Raw genomic sequence first — 15,153 nt, 5'->3', positions numbered from 1 at the left:
TTCATCTGCACTGAGGCCACAGGATTGCCCCGATATGGATATTGAAATCGTCATCAGCCTCGTGATTTTTGCCTTCTGTGCCGGTGCAATTGATGCCGCGGTTGGTGGTGGCGGCCTGATCCAGATTCCGGCGATTATGGGCGCAATGCCGCAACTGGCGCCGGCCACGGTGTTTGGCACCAACAAACTGGCTTCCATTTGTGGCACTGCTTCGGCGGCCTTTTCTTTTTTACGCAAAGTGCAGCTGTCCTGGAAATTGCTGGGCGTGATCGGGCTATGTGCCTTTCTCAGCTCTTTCGTTGGCGCAGCCTGCGTGTCAATGATTCCGACCGATATTTTGCGGCCCTTTGTGCTGCTGATGCTGATCGTGATTGCCATCTACACCTTCATGGAAAAGCAGTTTGGCCAGCTGCATGTGCAGCAGACTTTAAACCGCAAAATGTTGCTTCTGGCGGCGTTGGGCAGTGTGCTGATTGGTTTTTATGATGGTATTTTTGGCCCCGGCACGGGCAGCTTTTTTATTTTCTATTTTATCCGTTATTTACAGGTCGATTTTTTACATGCCTCGGCCTTGTCGAAAATTGCCAATTTTATGACCAATCTGGCAGCGCTGAGTTTCTTTATTCCCACGGGGCATGTGCTGTTTATGGTTGGAGCGATGATGGCGCTGGCCAATATTGCCGGTTCTCTGGTCGGGGTGCGTCTGGCCTTTAAATATGGCAGCGGCTTTATTCGGATTGTATTTCTGATCCTGGTCAGTGTGCTGATTATACGTATGGCCTATCAGATGTTCTGGTTGTAAATCATTCTCATTATTAAAATTTCCCATACAAATTGCTGCAGGAACCGTCGCACGAGCTTGGCGTATAGTGAATGCTTAGCCTGACCTGTCTGCTTAACAATAATGATGCAACCCGTTGTCGGGTGTTTAAATTTTGGCATTTGAAAGGGTAATAACAACATGAATATTTTTGAAGCACTGCGTGAAAGCCATGAAATACAGCGTGATCTGGCCGAGCGTTTAATCCAGACCTCGGGGGATACACCAGAACGCCGCGAGCTGTTTGATCAACTGAAAAATGAATTATTCGCCCATGCCGTGGCCGAAGACCGTTATTTTTATATTCCACTAATGATGACCGATTCCGGGCTGAATATTACCCGGCATGCGCTGGCAGAACATCATGAAATGGATGAGCTGCTGGAAAAACTGACCGAGACCGAATTTAGCAATCCGGGCTGGCTGGCGATTGCCAAGCAGTTGTCTGAAAAAGTGCATCATCATTTGCAGGAAGAAGAACATGGCTTTTTCCAGCAGGCCGGGAAAATTTTGGAAGAACGCCAGAAAACCGAGCTGGCCAAACAGTATTTAAGTGAATACGGCAAATATAAAGCCATTCAAAAAGACAGTCTGGTCTAAATTCAGGACTTAAAAAAGATGGCTCTCTTGGCACTGCTGTCCCATAGTTTGCTTTAAATAAAAAAACCTGAGTCCTAACAGTTAAAATATGAGTGCAAACAAACACTTTAACGACCAGGATTCAGGTTTTGTCACATCAGAATACCGTATTTCATGAGCTAATTAAACCTGTTGTGCGACAGGATTTTGAACAACTTGCTAAAGTACACCATGTTGGACAGAAATTTAGAGCGGCTTCCCGGTGGGATCAGTTTATTGCCATATTGATGTCTCAATTCTCTTGTAGGCAAAGTCTGAGAGATATTCAATCCAATTTGGAGTGCCAACAGGAAAAGCTGAGTCATCTCGGAGCAAAGTCTATTCCCCGAAGCACGCTGGCACGAATCAATGAGCAGCAGCCTGCTGCCTTGTATCAACAGCTATTTTACAAGTTGCTTAAATACTATGAACACTCAAAAGTAGCTCATAAATTTCGCTTTAAGAATCCCTTGTATTCCTTGGATGCCAGTCATATTGACCTGTCGCTTTCCTTATGTGAATGGGCCAAAGTTCACGACTCAAAAGCCAGCATGAAACTCAGTATAGGATTGAATCACAGCAATGATATTCCTGAGTTTGTTGCAGTTGAAAATGGCAAAGAAAATGACATGGTACAAGGCCGCAAATTCCAGTTTCCTGCTGGCAGCATTGTAGTTTTTGATAAAGGCTATGTCGATTACCAATGGTATGCAAATCTGACTGCTCAAAACATTGGATTTGTCACACGTTTTAGGCCTAAATCTGTGTATCAGGTGATCCAGCAACATCCAGTGCTTGAATCCAAAGGTATTCTAAAAGATGAAACCATTCAGCTGAATAGCGCACATGCCCTAAAAAGAAAAGCCCCAGTGTTAAGAAGAATTGAATATAGAGATCAGCAAAGTGGCAAGCACTTTAGCTTTCTCAGCAATAACTTTCATTTAGCCGCCTCCACCATTGCGGCGATTTATAAAGATCGTTGGAAAGTTGAGCTGTTCTTTAAGGCGATTAAGCAGAATCTCAAATTAAAAGCGTTTCTAGGCCGCAGCAGGAACGCAATTCAGACACAAATCTGGATTGCGATGATCGCCTATTTATTGGTGAGTTTCGCTCGACATTTAGGAAAAACAGGTTGGACAGTTCAACGTTTACTCAGAATAATTCAAGTGAATTTGTTTGAAAGAAGAACTTTAAAAGCTTTATTTTCACCCGATAAAATACCTATAAAACAAGAGGAAGCTCAAATGAGCTTCCTCTTGTGAAAAATTGTGGGACAGCAATGGCTCTCTTGGCCATCTTTTTTTATTTATCTTCTTTGATCTCTCTTTTTGCTTAAGGGCTGACAGCTTTCTTACGGCTGGCTCTTAGAGTCACGCCCACGGAAGCCAGCATCACGCAGAATAAAGCGACCCATTGCAACAGGCTGATCTGTTCACCGAGTAACACCAGACCGGTTAGCGCAGCCAGTGCCGGCGATAAACTGGACAGGGTGCCATAGCTGAGCTTGCTTAAATGCTGCAAGGCTTTCAGATCCAGTGCATACGGAATGGCGGTGGCCAAAATGGCAATAGCGATGGCTTTGCCCCAGTACTGGGTATCGACCAGGGCCGCGGCATTGTGATACAGACCAATGGGTAACAGGGTCAGCGCAGCCAGACTAATGGCAATGGTGAGGGCATGCATGCCAATATTCTGCTGTACCACGCGCTGCCCGAAATAAATATAGAGGGCCCAGCAAAAGCCGGCGCCCAGCGCACAGAGGGCACCAAAGACTGAGAAATTGTCACTGTTGGCCTGTCCCCAGGGCACCATCAGCGCAATTCCCAAAATGGCTAAAAGCACCCAGATATAATCACTACGCTGTTTAATCGAGAGCAGGGCCAGTCCCAGTGGGCCAATAAATTCCAGACCAACCGCAATCCCTTGCGGCAATTTGCCCAGCGACATATAGAACAGCACATTCATCAGACACAGGGCCGCGCTATAGCAGAGCAGATCACGCCATTTTAAAAAGGACAGCCGGGAAATAATCTTCCAGGAACGGAACATCAGGCAGATAATAATGGCGGCAAAGCACAACCGTAAAATGGTCACGGTAAGCGGATCGAGCACCTCAAACAGTTGTTTGGCAAAGGAGGCACTAATCTGGTACGAAGTCATGGACAGCACCATGAACAGTACCGACAGCAGTTGAGCATTTTGCATAAGCGCACCACCAACACCGGAAGGTGTCAGCATATTGGGGAGATGCTGCTGATTATAGCAATTTGCTTAAATTTTGATGAGTAGCCGGTCAAAATAAATTCCAGCACTACACAGCAGGAGGCTCAGTCTGGCCAGAACCACTCTACTTAACTGGACTGCTGTTTACGCTGCTGTACGGTATAGGTACAGCCAATAGAGGCGGCAATAATGGTGCTTAAAGCCAGCCATTGATTCCAGAGTAACTGTTCGCCCAAAAAGACAAAACCGGAGAGCGCGGCAATGGCCGGTTCCATGCTCATCAGTGTACCGAAACTGAGTGCGGTCAGGTTGCGAAGTGCAATCATTTCCAGACTAAAGGGCAAGGCGCTGGCCAGAACTGCCAAGGCAATAAAATAGATGAAATTGCCCGGTTCAAATACGCTAACAGGCAGGCCATCCCATAAGGCAATGGGTAATAAAATCAGGGTACCGACTAGCATACCCAGACAGACCGTATGATTCCCGGATACACCCGACGGTTTCTGTCCGGCCACAATATATAAGGCCCAGCAGGCACCGGCGCCTAAGGCAAACAACACACCCAGACCATCGAGCGGCTGCGCGGTCTGATCAAAGGGAAATAACAGCACCAGCCCGACAATGGCGAGGCCGACCCAAATAAAATCGAATTTGCGCCGGGCATAAAACAGCGCCACGCTTAACGGCCCGATAAATTCAAATGATACCGCAATGCCCAGCGGCAGGCGGTCAATCGCCAGATAAAACAGCATATTCATACCGGCCAGTGCTGCGCCGTAGCTGAAAATCGCCGGCCAGCGTATGGCTTTGGGCTGAATGTTCCAGAGCTGAAAAATCAGCATCAGCACCAGCGCGCTCAGCAGCAGCCGCATGGCAGAAACGGTCAGAATCGGAAACTGATCAAACAGCAGTTTGGCCATCGAGCCGCTGCTTTGCAGGCTGAGCATGGCAATCAGCAACAACAGCACAGCGCGGAGATGCGGCGCATTTTGAAGTATCGACATAACTGAAATGGGCTGGTTGGGAGAGTAGGGCGATCATCAGCGGATCAATAGCCGCTAGCATAGCATGAACAGATGACGCTTCCATGTCGTGGCTGCGTAAGTGGCCAGCAGACAAACTAGGGGCTTATGCACGATTTCAAAAGAACATGAAATAAGGATTGCGTATTGTTTTCAAAGCGGGAAATAAAAAAACCACAGCGCAAGGGCTGTGGTTTTGGGTGTTACTGTCTAATTGAAATTAGAACAGAACACGTACACGGATGGTGCCTTCAACATCATGCAGCATATCCAGTGCTTCTTGTGATGCAGTTGCATCCACATCCATCACCAGATAACCGACATCACCTTTGGTCATTAAAGATTGACCCGAAATGTTGATGCCTTGCTCAGCAAACAGGTTGTTGATTTTAGACAATACGCCTGGAATGTTTTTATGAATGTGCAGTAAACGGTGTTTACCTTCAGTCAATGGCAAGGCAATTTCAGGGAAGTTCACTGCAGACAGGGTCATACCCTTGTCAGAATAAGCCACAAATTTCTCAGCCACTTCCAGACCAATGTTGGCTTGCGCTTCCATGGTTGAACCGCCCACGTGTGGAGTCAGGATCACATTGTCCAGACCGCGCAGTGGAGAAACGAATTCTTCACCATTGGCTTTCGGCTCTTTCGGGAATACGTCAACCGCAGCACCAGCCAGATGACCTGATTTAATTGCATCTGCCAGATCTTCAATAATGACACAGGTACCACGTGCCGCATTCAGGAAGATCGCGCCTTCTTTCATTTGTGCAAACTGTTCTTTGCCCATAAAGTTACGGGTTGATGGAACGTCTGGCACGTGTAGCGATACCACGTCTGCATTGGCCAGCAATTCAGCCAAAGAACCGACCTGGCGCGCATTACCCATTGGCAGTTTGGTCACTGCATCATAATAGATCACATGCATACCCAGGCTTTCAGCAAGCACAGACAGTTGCGAACCAATTGAACCGTAACCCACAATACCTAAAGTCTTACCGCGTGTTTCAAAAGAACCCGCTGCAGATTTTTCCCAGCCACCGCGGTGACATGATGCCGATTTGGCTGGTACGCCACGAAGCAGCAGAATCAGTTCAGCAAGGACCAGTTCCGCAACAGAACGGGTATTTGAATATGGTGCGTTAAATACTGGAATACCACGTACCATGGCTGCATTTAAATCGACTTGGTTGGTTCCGATACAGAAACAGCCAACCGCGATCAGCTTGTTCGCAGCTTCAAAGATTTCTTCAGTTAATTGCGTACGTGAACGAATACCAATGAAGTGTGCATCTTTGACCGCTTCTTTCAGCGCTTCACCCTCAAGCGCAGTTTTACGGTAGTCGATGTTGGTATATCCGGCAGCATTTAACGTGTCGATGGCATTTTGGTGAACGCCCTCTAACAACAGGAAACGAATTTTATCTTTAGGTAGTGAAAGATGTTGGCTCATTACGGCTCCGCTACAAAGGCCAAATTTAGTGGCAGTATCATATCATAGGAGCGGGCAGGAGATACATTCCATTTATGGCTGATCGGTCTGCTATTTCTGTAGAAAATATAAACGCAGGATTCATTTTTGGTTGAATTAACTCTGTATTTTCAAAGCTATATTATCAAAATGATGGTTTTTCTCAGGTTTTACAGAAAAATCGCTTATAATAGCCCCAGACGGCAAAAACCGGCCTCAGGCTGTTGGTTTCTTGCCCGTTTTTTATCTTTTACTGTGCTTTGGCATGACTTTAAAATGTACAGCGCCAGTCCGGATAAATCTCTTCTTGTTTAATTCTTGCCAGGTCTGCAAACGATGAATGCTCCAGTCGCTTTAACCCCAGAGTTATTGACCCAATTGACTGCAATTGTAGGTGAAAACCGTATTAAAACTGATGCGGACAGCCTCCAGAATTGGGGTCGAGATCATACCAAGCACTTTGATCCAAACCCATCCGTCATCGTTTTCCCATCGAGCACTGAGCAGGTGCAAGCGATTGTAAAACTTGCCAATCAGTTCAATGTCGCAGTGACCCCATCGGGCGGTCGTACCGGTCTTTCTGCGGGTGCGGTAGCGGCCAATGGTGAAATCGTGGTCAGCATGGACAAGATGAACCAGATTCTGGAATTCTTCCCGGCAGACCGCATGGTACGGGTACAGGCCGGTGTGGTGACTGAACAGCTGCAAAACTATGCCGAAGAGCAAGGGATGTATTATCCGGTCGATTTCGCCTCTGCCGGTTCATCACAAATTGGCGGTAACATTGGTACTAACGCTGGTGGTATTAAAGTAATTAAATACGGCATGACCCGTAACTGGGTGCTGGGCTTAACCGTGGTGACCGGTAAAGGGGATGTGCTGCGTTTAAACAAAGGCATGATCAAAAACGCCACCGGTTATGCACTGCAACACTTATTCATTGGTGGTGAAGGGACTTTAGGCCTCGTCACTGAAGCGGAAATCAAGCTGGAACGTCAACCGCAAGACCTGCAAGTGATGGTGCTGGGTGTACCGGATTTTGATGCAGTGATGCCTGTGCTGCACGCTTTCCAGGCCAAAATTGATTTAACTGCATTTGAGTTCTTTGGTGAACTGGCAATGCAGAAAGTACTGGCCAATGGTCATGTACAGCGTCCGTTTGAAACTGAATGTCCATTCTATGTATTGCTTGAATTTGAAGCGCCATTTGAACCGATTATGGACAAGGCAATGGAAATTTTTGAGCACTGTATGGAACAGGGCTGGGTGCTGGACGGCGTACTCAGCCAAAGCCTGGATCAGGTCGAAAGCTTATGGCGTTTACGTGAAGATATTTCGGAATCGATTGCGCCGTTTATTCCATACAAAAACGATATTTCAGTGCTGATTACCCACGTGCCGGCATTTATTAAAGAAATTGATACGATTGTGGCCGAGAACTATCCAGACTTTGAAATCTGCTGGTTCGGTCATATTGGTGACGGTAACCTGCACCTGAACATCCTGAAACCTGCCGATTTAAGCAAAGATGAATTCTTTGCCAAATGTCAGGTGGTGAACAAGTATGTGTTTGATACCGTGAAAAAATATGATGGTTCAATTTCAGCAGAGCACGGTGTTGGCATGACCAAAAAGCCATATCTGGAATACTCGCGTTCTGCTGAAGAAATCGAATATATGAAAGCCTTGAAACAGGTTTTTGACCCGAACGGGATTATGAACCCGGGTAAATTATTCGACCTGTAATCAGGCCAACAGTATGAAAAAGCGCATCTCCGGATGCGCTTTTTTTATGGCACTTATCATGTGCACTCTCGCTCAAATTACATTCTGTGCATAGTGTTAAGCGCAAAAAGCCGGCATCATTTTTACAGTGTTGAATCAGTTTGGATAGAGTTATGTTTCGTTTCGCTGCAATGGCAGGACTGGCGATTGCTGTTACAGGATGTGCCACCACCCAGAATATTGTGTCTAAAGTGACACCGTCTGCCGAAACACCGTTGGCACAGGTGTTAAAAGAGCGTCCGGATTTACGTAAACAGCTGGCGACAGTCGAGCTGCGTCAATTCTTTAATAATGTCGAATCACCGACTGCGGCCCAGGTTAAAGTGACTGAAACCGGTTTAATGGATGATTCGGTACGCTCGATTCGCACCATTTACAGTTTTAAACTGGTCGATGGCGACTGGGAAAAAGTGAAAACTGAAAAGAGCTATCAATGTCTGCGCGGCAAAAATACCAAGACTTTCCAGAAGGCTGTATGTCCTTAATCCGCTTGAATCTTTCAATGATTTTGATTGAAAAGCGTAGCTAAACCCTACGCTTTTCTGTTTTTAAAACCGGGGATTTATACTGGTTTCGTTCAGCCGCTCTAGCTGAGTGTTGCTGCCACATGTCCAGCATTTCCCCATCAGAAAAGTCACAGATTTTAAAAATAAACTCTGCTACACTGCGCCCATTGTTATGATTGCAGCTTGCTGATCTGGCAGGCTTTTGAGCGCTATGCAAACCACTCCAACTACAACGCTCTCCCGCGCCACCTTAATGTTTCCGCTGGCTTTGGTGCTGTTCGAATTTTCTGTCTATATCGGCAATGATCTGGTACAGCCGGCCATGCTCGCCATTACCCAGGATTTTGGCGTCAGCAGTTCCTGGGCAGCCTCTTCGATGTCGTTTTATCTGCTCGGCGGTGCCTGTGTCGCGGCCATTTTAGGCCCTTTATCGGACCGTTTAGGCCGTAAAAAAGTCCTGCTGGGTGGGGTACTGTTTTTTGTGGTGACCTGCCTGCTGATTTTATTGACCCAGAACATCGAAAGCTTTTTATTGCTGCGCTTTTTGCAGGGCTTTGGCCTGTCGGTAATAACTGCGGTGGGCTATGCCGCCATTCAGGAAAGTTTTGCCGAACGCGATGCAATTAAAGTCATGGCACTCATGGCCAATGTATCGCTGCTGGCGCCGCTACTGGGGCCGGTGTTGGGTGCCTTTATGATTGAGCATGTGTCCTGGCATTGGGGCTTTATCGGGATTGCGGCTTTGGCGGCTGTAAGCTGGCTCGGACTAAAAGCCAAAATGCCGGAGCAGCAGCTTAGTATTCCAAAACAGCCAATTGGCTATATCTGGGATGATTTTAAACAGGTACTAAAAAACCGCCGTTTTCTGACCATGACCTTTGCCTTGCCGCTCTTGAGTATGCCGCTGATGTTATGGATTGCCTTGTCGCCGGTGATGCTGGTGGAACAGCTCGGTCTGAATAGTCTGCAATATGGTCTGGCCCAATTTCCGGTGTTGGGCGGGCTGATTGCCGGGAATCTATTGCTGCTGAAAATCATTGACCGTTTTGCTTTGGGACAGACTGTGCTGATGGGCTTGCCACTCATGTTGGTCGGTACTTTGCTATTAATTCTTGGTTTGCTCATACCAGACTATTTGATTTGGTGTCTGATTCTGGGTATGACTTTCATCAGCTTTGGTGAGGGCATCAGTTTTTCAATTATTTACCGTTTTGCTTTGATGTCGTCCGAAGTGTCGAAAGGGACGGTTGCCGCAACTGCCTCTGTGTTGATGATGCTGAGCTTTTTTGTGGTGATTGAACTGGTGCGCATGCTCTACAGCCATTTTGAACTGTGGGCTTATAGCCTGTCCTGTTTTGCTTTAATTGCCTTGTGGTTTGCTTATCCACGGCTAAGCTTAAAACAGATTATGCACGAACGTGCCGAAAGCGGTCAGTTTTAAGCGGGCTGATCATCTCGCATTTATCAATAGGATAATGTGGCTGAAAGGCCAAAAATAAAAGGCATCCAGCAGACAGTAATCTGGTGGATGCCTGATTCACAGATCCGTCAGAAGTTACACTTTGACCTGCGGCTGTGCCATTTTCTTCAGTTTGGCATCGAAAATAAACGGGCCAAACGGTAAAATTGAGGCAATCACACCCATTAAAAATACCTGAATTGACCATTTCTGTTTTTCACAGACCACGAACAGCACCACCAGAAAGGCAATAAACAGCACACCGTGGCCCATGCCGACGTATTTCACCAGAATTGGGTTACCCCATATATATTTCAGTGGCATGGCAATAAACAGCAAGGCCAGAAAAGATAAACCTTCTAAAAAACCTACCACACGCAAGCTTTGGATGTTCATACTCTGCAATTTCCCCATAAATCTAGCTGCAGTGTAGCGAATATTGGCGCAGAGGGCCATGCTTTTTAGTGCCCAGCCTGGTTTTAAGTTTTTGTTTTTTAATATAAATCAGACTGTGGTGCTTGGTTTTAGCTAAGCTGTTGATGTTCAAATAAAAGCCTGATAATCAACCGTGTAGCCTCAGATTGCTGTTTAATCTAGGCATAGAAAAAGGCACTCACCGCTATGGATAAGTGCCTTAAAAATCAGAAAACTGTGGATAAGTCGGGATTTATCCGCACAAGGTTTAGATCACACCACAGGCAATTCGGTCACCACCACCGCCTAACGGTTTTGGCGTATCGGCATAGTTATCGCCACCGGCATGAATCATGAGCGCCAGACCTTGTACATCCTGTAATTTCAGACGCGGCGCCAGTAGGGTGACACGTGCCGTGCCATCGGCTGCCACATTCAGGACCGGTAAATCACCGAGATGGCCGCTTAATGGATTGCCATGGTTGGGGGCCTGATTCGGGTTAAAGTGACCACCTGCAGCCAGTGCTGCCTGCATTTTACCGTCTTTTTCTGCTGGGGCGCAGGAGCCGTTTTCATGAATATGGAAACCATGTGGACCCGGTGGTAACTGGGTCAGATTGGTACGGATGACCAGACCCGCAGCACTATCGGTCAGTTGGACTTCACCAAGCTGGGCGCCAATGCCTTGGGCAGAGACCGCATTAACGGCGACGTTTTTACTGGCGCCAATCACGGTATCGGGCGTGGTGGTACAGCCAACTCCGACCAGGGCGGTAAATGCACATAAAGCACCGAGTTTAAAAAGTGAGGTCATAGTTTGCATCCTGTCTTATTCGAATATGTGGCTTCATTCAAACAAGGCTCAGGAGGCAACACAATGCAGTTTGCGTACAGGCTTGTATAAGTTTCTTAATGAAATTTAGCCTTTTGGTGCGGCCGGTCCCTGATCATCGGGCAGGTCATAGGCCATGGTGGTTTTTGGCATCATCATGGCTTCGGCTTCATTGGTTTCATGCAGCCATTCACGCCAGATTGCCAGCAAGACCGCCAGAATCACCGGGCCAATAAACAGGCCAATCAGGCCAAAGCTGGCAATACCGCCCAGAACCCCGAACATGATCAGCAGGAATGGAATCTGGGTGGCGCCGGAAATCACCAACGGACGAATCACGTTATCTGCGGTACTGACCACACACACGCCCCAGGCCATCACCCCAATTGCTTCAATGGTTTGTCCCTGCGAGAACAGCCATAGCGCCACCGAGCCATAGGCCAGCGGTGGGCCAAACGGAATCAGGGCAAACAGGAAAGTGACAATGGTCAATACCATCGGGTTCGGCACCCCGGCCACAAAGTAACTGACCCCGGCCAAAAGTGCCTGGGCAATTGCAGTCAAGCCAACCCCGTAAACCACCGCACGGGTGGTTTCAGAAATGGTATCTAAATAATGATGTACACGTGGCCCGATCACCATTTCCAGCGCTTTACTGACCTGATTTAAAATGGTCTGGCCATCGCGATAGAAGAAGAATAGCGACAGCATGGCAAAGCCAAGCTTAATTAAATTGCGGCTAATTTCACTGAGCAGGAAACGGCCATAATTCAGATGGCCCTGAATCCAGACTGAAATCGAATTAATGATGCTGTTCGGATCTTCATTAATTTCACGTAAGGAACGGCTAATTTCTTTACCGACAAAGGGCAGATCGCGGATAAAATCCGGCACATTCAAATGTCCGGAAAAGACCTGTTTCTGTAATTCGTAATACAGGTTACGACCTTCGTGCTGCAAGATAAAAATCGCAAAGGTCAACGGAATACCGACTACCAGTGTCACCAGAATCATCATAATTGTGGCACTTAAGGTCGGCCGTGGACCGCACATGCGCTGTACCGACTGATACAGCGGCCAAGTCATATAGGCAATAATAGTGGCCCAAACTACAGGAACAATAAAGTATTTGAGGACATGAAAGCTCAAAAAAATCAGGACAAAAAATAGTCCAAATAGCAAGACTTTTTGTAAAGTGGGCGCGTATTGTTGCACTGAGTTCACTGGCTCATTCCTAAGGTCTTGAAGCATATTAACTGAAAACCCAGCGCTCGCAAATGAACGCTGCGTAAGTTCTGTTAAATATTGAAGCGAGAGTGGAAAGGCAAAAGCCGTTTAATCGCTTAGGCGCTTAGAACCATTGGGCCGGATCATCAATAATCGCATTCAGGACAGGTTGCCACTGATTTTGAATGGTCAGGTAATTTTTCTGGGTTTTATCAAATACGCTTAAGCCCTGCATCGCCAGTTGACCATAGGCAGCACGTTCAGAAATCCAGGCCACCGGTTCCTGTTCAATTTTTTCAAAGAAATCACGAATTTCTTTGGAGCTGGCACTGTTGGCCTTGACCCGGTTGGCCAGCAGTAAAATCTGAACCTTGCCTTTACGAATCCGTTTAATTTCCTGCAAATGCTTTAAAAAGCGACGGGTCGAATCAATATCGAAGAAGGAGGGCTGCAGCGGGGTAATAATCGCATGTGCTTCACTAATCAGCTGCTCGGCCTGATCACCAGATAATGCCCCCGGCGCATCAATAATCAGGTATTCGATATTTTTAGGCGCATCACCCACCGATTTTTCATGACGCCAGTCCAGACTCTGAATGGGAGCGGCGCTTTCTGGACGCTGTTTTAACCATTGTCGTGCAGATTTCTGGTTATCGGCATCGGCCAGGGCGACTTTATATCCTTTTTGGGCTAAGGCGGAAGCTAAACTGATGGCGGTAATGGTTTTTCCACATCCACCTTTTTGATTGGCGACTAAGATTGTTTTCATGACCCTACTAAAGATTTTATTCTGCTCATCCCTAGCATATCATTGTTTGATGTGCTGGAGATGACCGTTGACAAAAGTCGTAGCGCTGCTTGCAAATTTTAAAAAATCAGGAAAACCCCATGTCGATATGGATGGCAATGCTTATAGGCGCTGCAATAGGAGTGGTGCTGACCACCATCATTTTAAGTCATAGCCGCAATGGCCGGATTAAGGCCGAATATGAACAGTATATTGCCGAGCTGGAGCTGGAACATCAGCAGGCACTGGCGCAGGCCCAAAAGCGCAGCGTCAATACTAGCCGCGCGGTGCTCAAAGGCAAAATGGCCGAACAGATGGCACCGATTATGCCGCAATTTGAATACTTGCCCAGCGATGCCAAATTTCTGGGCGATCCGGTCGATTATATTGTGTTTGATGGCTATACCGACTTTCGGGATGGCGATGGCCGGGCTGAGGATATTCAGGTGGTGTTAATTGATATTAAAAGTGGCGGCGCGCGCCTGACCAAAGGCCAGCAGGCCATTGCCGAAGCCATTCAGCAGGGGCGACTGCGCTTTGAAACCATCCGTATTGATTTCGAGGATTAATTTTTTGATGACTGAATTTTCTTGTGAATAAAATACTGCTCAGCCTGGCGGGACTGGCCCTGATGATCTGGCTATGGTCGGAATATTTTCGTGCCATCCCACATTTACAGCAGTCAGGGGTGTTAAAGAACTTTGCGCTGGAAACTGAAGGGGATTTTTCCGGGCAATATCAGGTCGTGGCAAAACGTTACTACAGTCCGGACCGGCGGGTGATTCATCCGGCTGCACCGGTGGTGGGACATTTTAATGATCTGGCCTATGTCAGCAATATTGATCTGCTGCTGGCCAAAGACGTGTTTAGTTCATCAGAACAGGCCAAAACAGTTGATTTTGAACAGACCCAGCGCTGCTATCAGTTTCAGTTGGCGTCCACTAGCCCGCTTGCAGCACAACAGGTGATTGCCAACACGCTCAATATCAGCACCATTGCTGCCAGCGAACAGATTGCTCAGCGCCTGCGCCGTGTTAAAGCCGGGCAGCGTATAGTGCTGCGCGGCGAGTGGGTCAAGGTGCGTTCAGTCAGCACGGGGCAGTATTTTCAGATCAACCATTACCCGCTACCAGCGAACAATTGCCGGATAGTACGGGTGCAGCAGCTTCAAGTACTCGATTAACCGCGTTTAAGCCGGTTTACGCACACGGGCCAGCAGCATCCGCTGGCCAATTTTCGGAATACCGGCCGCATCTATCTCGTATTTTTCCTGAAATTCAAAACCGGCCTGCTGTAACAGCAGCGCCAGATCGCGGTTGAGATGACAGCCATCCGCCAGCCGTTTTTGTAGCGGCGTGAGTAGATGCTGCAAGCGTTGAATATATAAATTTTCAGGATGCAGTACATGCTCGACCAGATGCAGGCAACCACCCGGTTTCAGTACCCGATAAATTTCGGCCAGACACTGTTCAATCTGTTGCACGCTGCATAAGGTCCAGGTTGATACTACATGCTCCAGACGATTATCGGCAAAATCCAGCTGCTCAGCTTTGCCAGCCAGATGCTCCACCAGAATGGCACTGTCACGAATCCGTGTTTCGGCCAGCTGGAAAATCTCCAGGTTTGGCTCCAGCGCATAGACTACATCGACACTTTGGTAAAAGGGTAAATTCAGCCCGGTGCCAAAGCCAATCTCCAGTACCTCACCCTCAATTGGCAGCAGCAATTCACGGCGTAAATCCATCAGGCTCGGCGTCTGCATCACCTGATTCAGCAGGTGTGGGAAAATATGCTGTTGATAGAATTTATAAAGCATTGAAATCACATATTTTTATTTAATCTATGTTTATTTTAACTGAGCCGCGCAGGCAAAGACAAAAATGAGACCAAAGATAACCATTTTCTTACCATTTCTTTATTTTCTGCTGATCAACATCAATTAATATCAAAGATATATCTGTTCTGACTGAAGGATCTGAGACTCTCATG

16 protein-coding genes are annotated in these 15,153 nt (G+C 47.2%); 8 read left to right on the top strand and 8 right to left on the bottom strand.

The genetic code is table 11. From position 1 onward, the window contains the following. The first annotated feature begins 34 nt into the window (after nt 1-34). The 3 genes from F905_RS10275 (at nt 35) to F905_RS10260 (ending at nt 2,700) form a co-directional block, all read left to right on the top strand. A complete protein-coding gene (locus tag F905_RS10275) occupies nt 35-802 on the top strand; it encodes a sulfite exporter TauE/SafE family protein (RefSeq protein ID WP_005180404.1) in 768 nt (255 codons plus the stop codon). A gap of 159 nt (nt 803-961) precedes the next feature. Beyond that, the gene (locus tag F905_RS10265) at nt 962-1,420 is read left to right on the top strand and encodes a hemerythrin domain-containing protein (protein ID WP_005180403.1); all 459 of its coding nucleotides are present in this window, start codon (nt 962-964) and stop codon (nt 1,418-1,420) included. A 128-nt stretch (nt 1,421-1,548) separates the two neighbouring features. Further along, nucleotides 1,549-2,700: an IS4-like element ISAbe18 family transposase gene (locus tag F905_RS10260; protein ID WP_005176703.1), complete on the top strand. Its 1,152-nt coding sequence runs from the start codon at nt 1,549-1,551 to the stop codon at nt 2,698-2,700. A 70-nt stretch (nt 2,701-2,770) separates the two neighbouring features. Here the strand turns inward: F905_RS10260 and F905_RS10255 are convergent, their stop codons facing one another. The 3 genes from F905_RS10255 to serA all read right to left on the bottom strand — a co-directional run bounded on the left by F905_RS10255 (nt 2,771) and on the right by serA (nt 6,136). Then, nucleotides 2,771-3,643 (bottom strand): EamA family transporter, encoded by an 873-nt coding sequence (locus tag F905_RS10255; RefSeq protein ID WP_034598244.1) that lies wholly within the window; start codon nt 3,641-3,643, stop codon nt 2,771-2,773. 146 nt (nt 3,644-3,789) lie between these two features. After that, complete coding sequence (locus F905_RS10250) at nt 3,790-4,665, bottom strand: EamA family transporter (protein ID WP_005180400.1); 876 nt, start codon at nt 4,663-4,665, stop codon at nt 3,790-3,792. Nucleotides 4,666-4,903: 238 nt separating this feature from the next. Then, nucleotides 4,904-6,136 carry a phosphoglycerate dehydrogenase gene (gene serA / locus F905_RS10245; RefSeq protein ID WP_005180397.1) on the bottom strand — a complete coding sequence of 411 codons (1,233 nt, stop codon included), beginning with the start codon at nt 6,134-6,136 and terminating at the stop codon, nt 4,904-4,906. 354 nt (nt 6,137-6,490) lie between these two features. On the opposite strand from serA, the gene F905_RS10240 reads away from it, so the two are divergent. The 3 genes from F905_RS10240 (at nt 6,491) to F905_RS10230 (ending at nt 9,886) form a co-directional block, all read left to right on the top strand. Then, nucleotides 6,491-7,900 (top strand): FAD-binding oxidoreductase, encoded by a 1,410-nt coding sequence (locus F905_RS10240; RefSeq protein WP_005180396.1) that lies wholly within the window; start codon nt 6,491-6,493, stop codon nt 7,898-7,900. Between the two features lie 152 nt (nt 7,901-8,052). Beyond that, nucleotides 8,053-8,424 carry a hypothetical protein gene (locus F905_RS10235; protein WP_005180395.1) on the top strand — a complete coding sequence of 124 codons (372 nt, stop codon included), beginning with the start codon at nt 8,053-8,055 and terminating at the stop codon, nt 8,422-8,424. A gap of 232 nt (nt 8,425-8,656) precedes the next feature. Further along, nucleotides 8,657-9,886 carry a chloramphenicol efflux MFS transporter CraA gene (locus F905_RS10230; RefSeq protein ID WP_005180393.1) on the top strand — a complete coding sequence of 410 codons (1,230 nt, stop codon included), beginning with the start codon at nt 8,657-8,659 and terminating at the stop codon, nt 9,884-9,886. Nucleotides 9,887-10,000: 114 nt separating this feature from the next. Here F905_RS10230 and F905_RS10225 read toward each other — a convergent pair whose 3' ends face one another. The 4 genes from F905_RS10225 to F905_RS10210 all read right to left on the bottom strand — a co-directional run bounded on the left by F905_RS10225 (nt 10,001) and on the right by F905_RS10210 (nt 13,146). Next, entirely contained in the window at nt 10,001-10,300 is a 300-nt protein-coding gene (locus tag F905_RS10225; RefSeq protein WP_034598242.1) for a DUF3817 domain-containing protein, read from the bottom strand. A gap of 286 nt (nt 10,301-10,586) precedes the next feature. Further along, a complete protein-coding gene (gene sodC / locus F905_RS10220) occupies nt 10,587-11,132 on the bottom strand; it encodes a superoxide dismutase family protein (protein ID WP_005180390.1) in 546 nt (181 codons plus the stop codon). A 105-nt stretch (nt 11,133-11,237) separates the two neighbouring features. Then, a complete protein-coding gene (locus F905_RS10215) occupies nt 11,238-12,365 on the bottom strand; it encodes an AI-2E family transporter (protein ID WP_162182848.1) in 1,128 nt (375 codons plus the stop codon). Between the two features lie 136 nt (nt 12,366-12,501). Beyond that, nucleotides 12,502-13,146 carry a ParA family protein gene (locus F905_RS10210; protein ID WP_005180385.1) on the bottom strand — a complete coding sequence of 215 codons (645 nt, stop codon included), beginning with the start codon at nt 13,144-13,146 and terminating at the stop codon, nt 12,502-12,504. Between the two features lie 119 nt (nt 13,147-13,265). Between F905_RS10210 and F905_RS10205 the strand changes: the two genes are divergently transcribed. Both F905_RS10205 and F905_RS10200 read left to right on the top strand, forming a co-directional pair. Then, on the top strand, nt 13,266-13,733 hold the full coding sequence (locus tag F905_RS10205; RefSeq protein ID WP_005180383.1) for a Holliday junction resolvase-like protein: 468 nt from the start codon (nt 13,266-13,268) through the stop codon (nt 13,731-13,733). A gap of 23 nt (nt 13,734-13,756) precedes the next feature. After that, nucleotides 13,757-14,347, top strand: a complete 591-nt coding sequence (locus tag F905_RS10200; RefSeq protein WP_034597981.1) for a hypothetical protein — start codon at nt 13,757-13,759, stop codon at nt 14,345-14,347. Between the two features lie 6 nt (nt 14,348-14,353). Here the strand turns inward: F905_RS10200 and F905_RS10195 are convergent, their stop codons facing one another. After that, nucleotides 14,354-14,980, bottom strand: coding sequence for a class I SAM-dependent methyltransferase (locus tag F905_RS10195; protein ID WP_005180379.1), 627 nt, complete (start codon nt 14,978-14,980; stop codon nt 14,354-14,356). Nucleotides 14,981-15,153: the final 173 nt, after the last annotated feature.

It is taken from the genome of Acinetobacter sp. CIP 53.82 (assembly GCF_000369465.1).
In the GTDB taxonomy this organism is placed as follows: domain Bacteria; phylum Pseudomonadota; class Gammaproteobacteria; order Pseudomonadales; family Moraxellaceae; genus Acinetobacter; species Acinetobacter indicus.
This window is presented reverse-complemented; position numbering and strand designations above follow the sequence as displayed.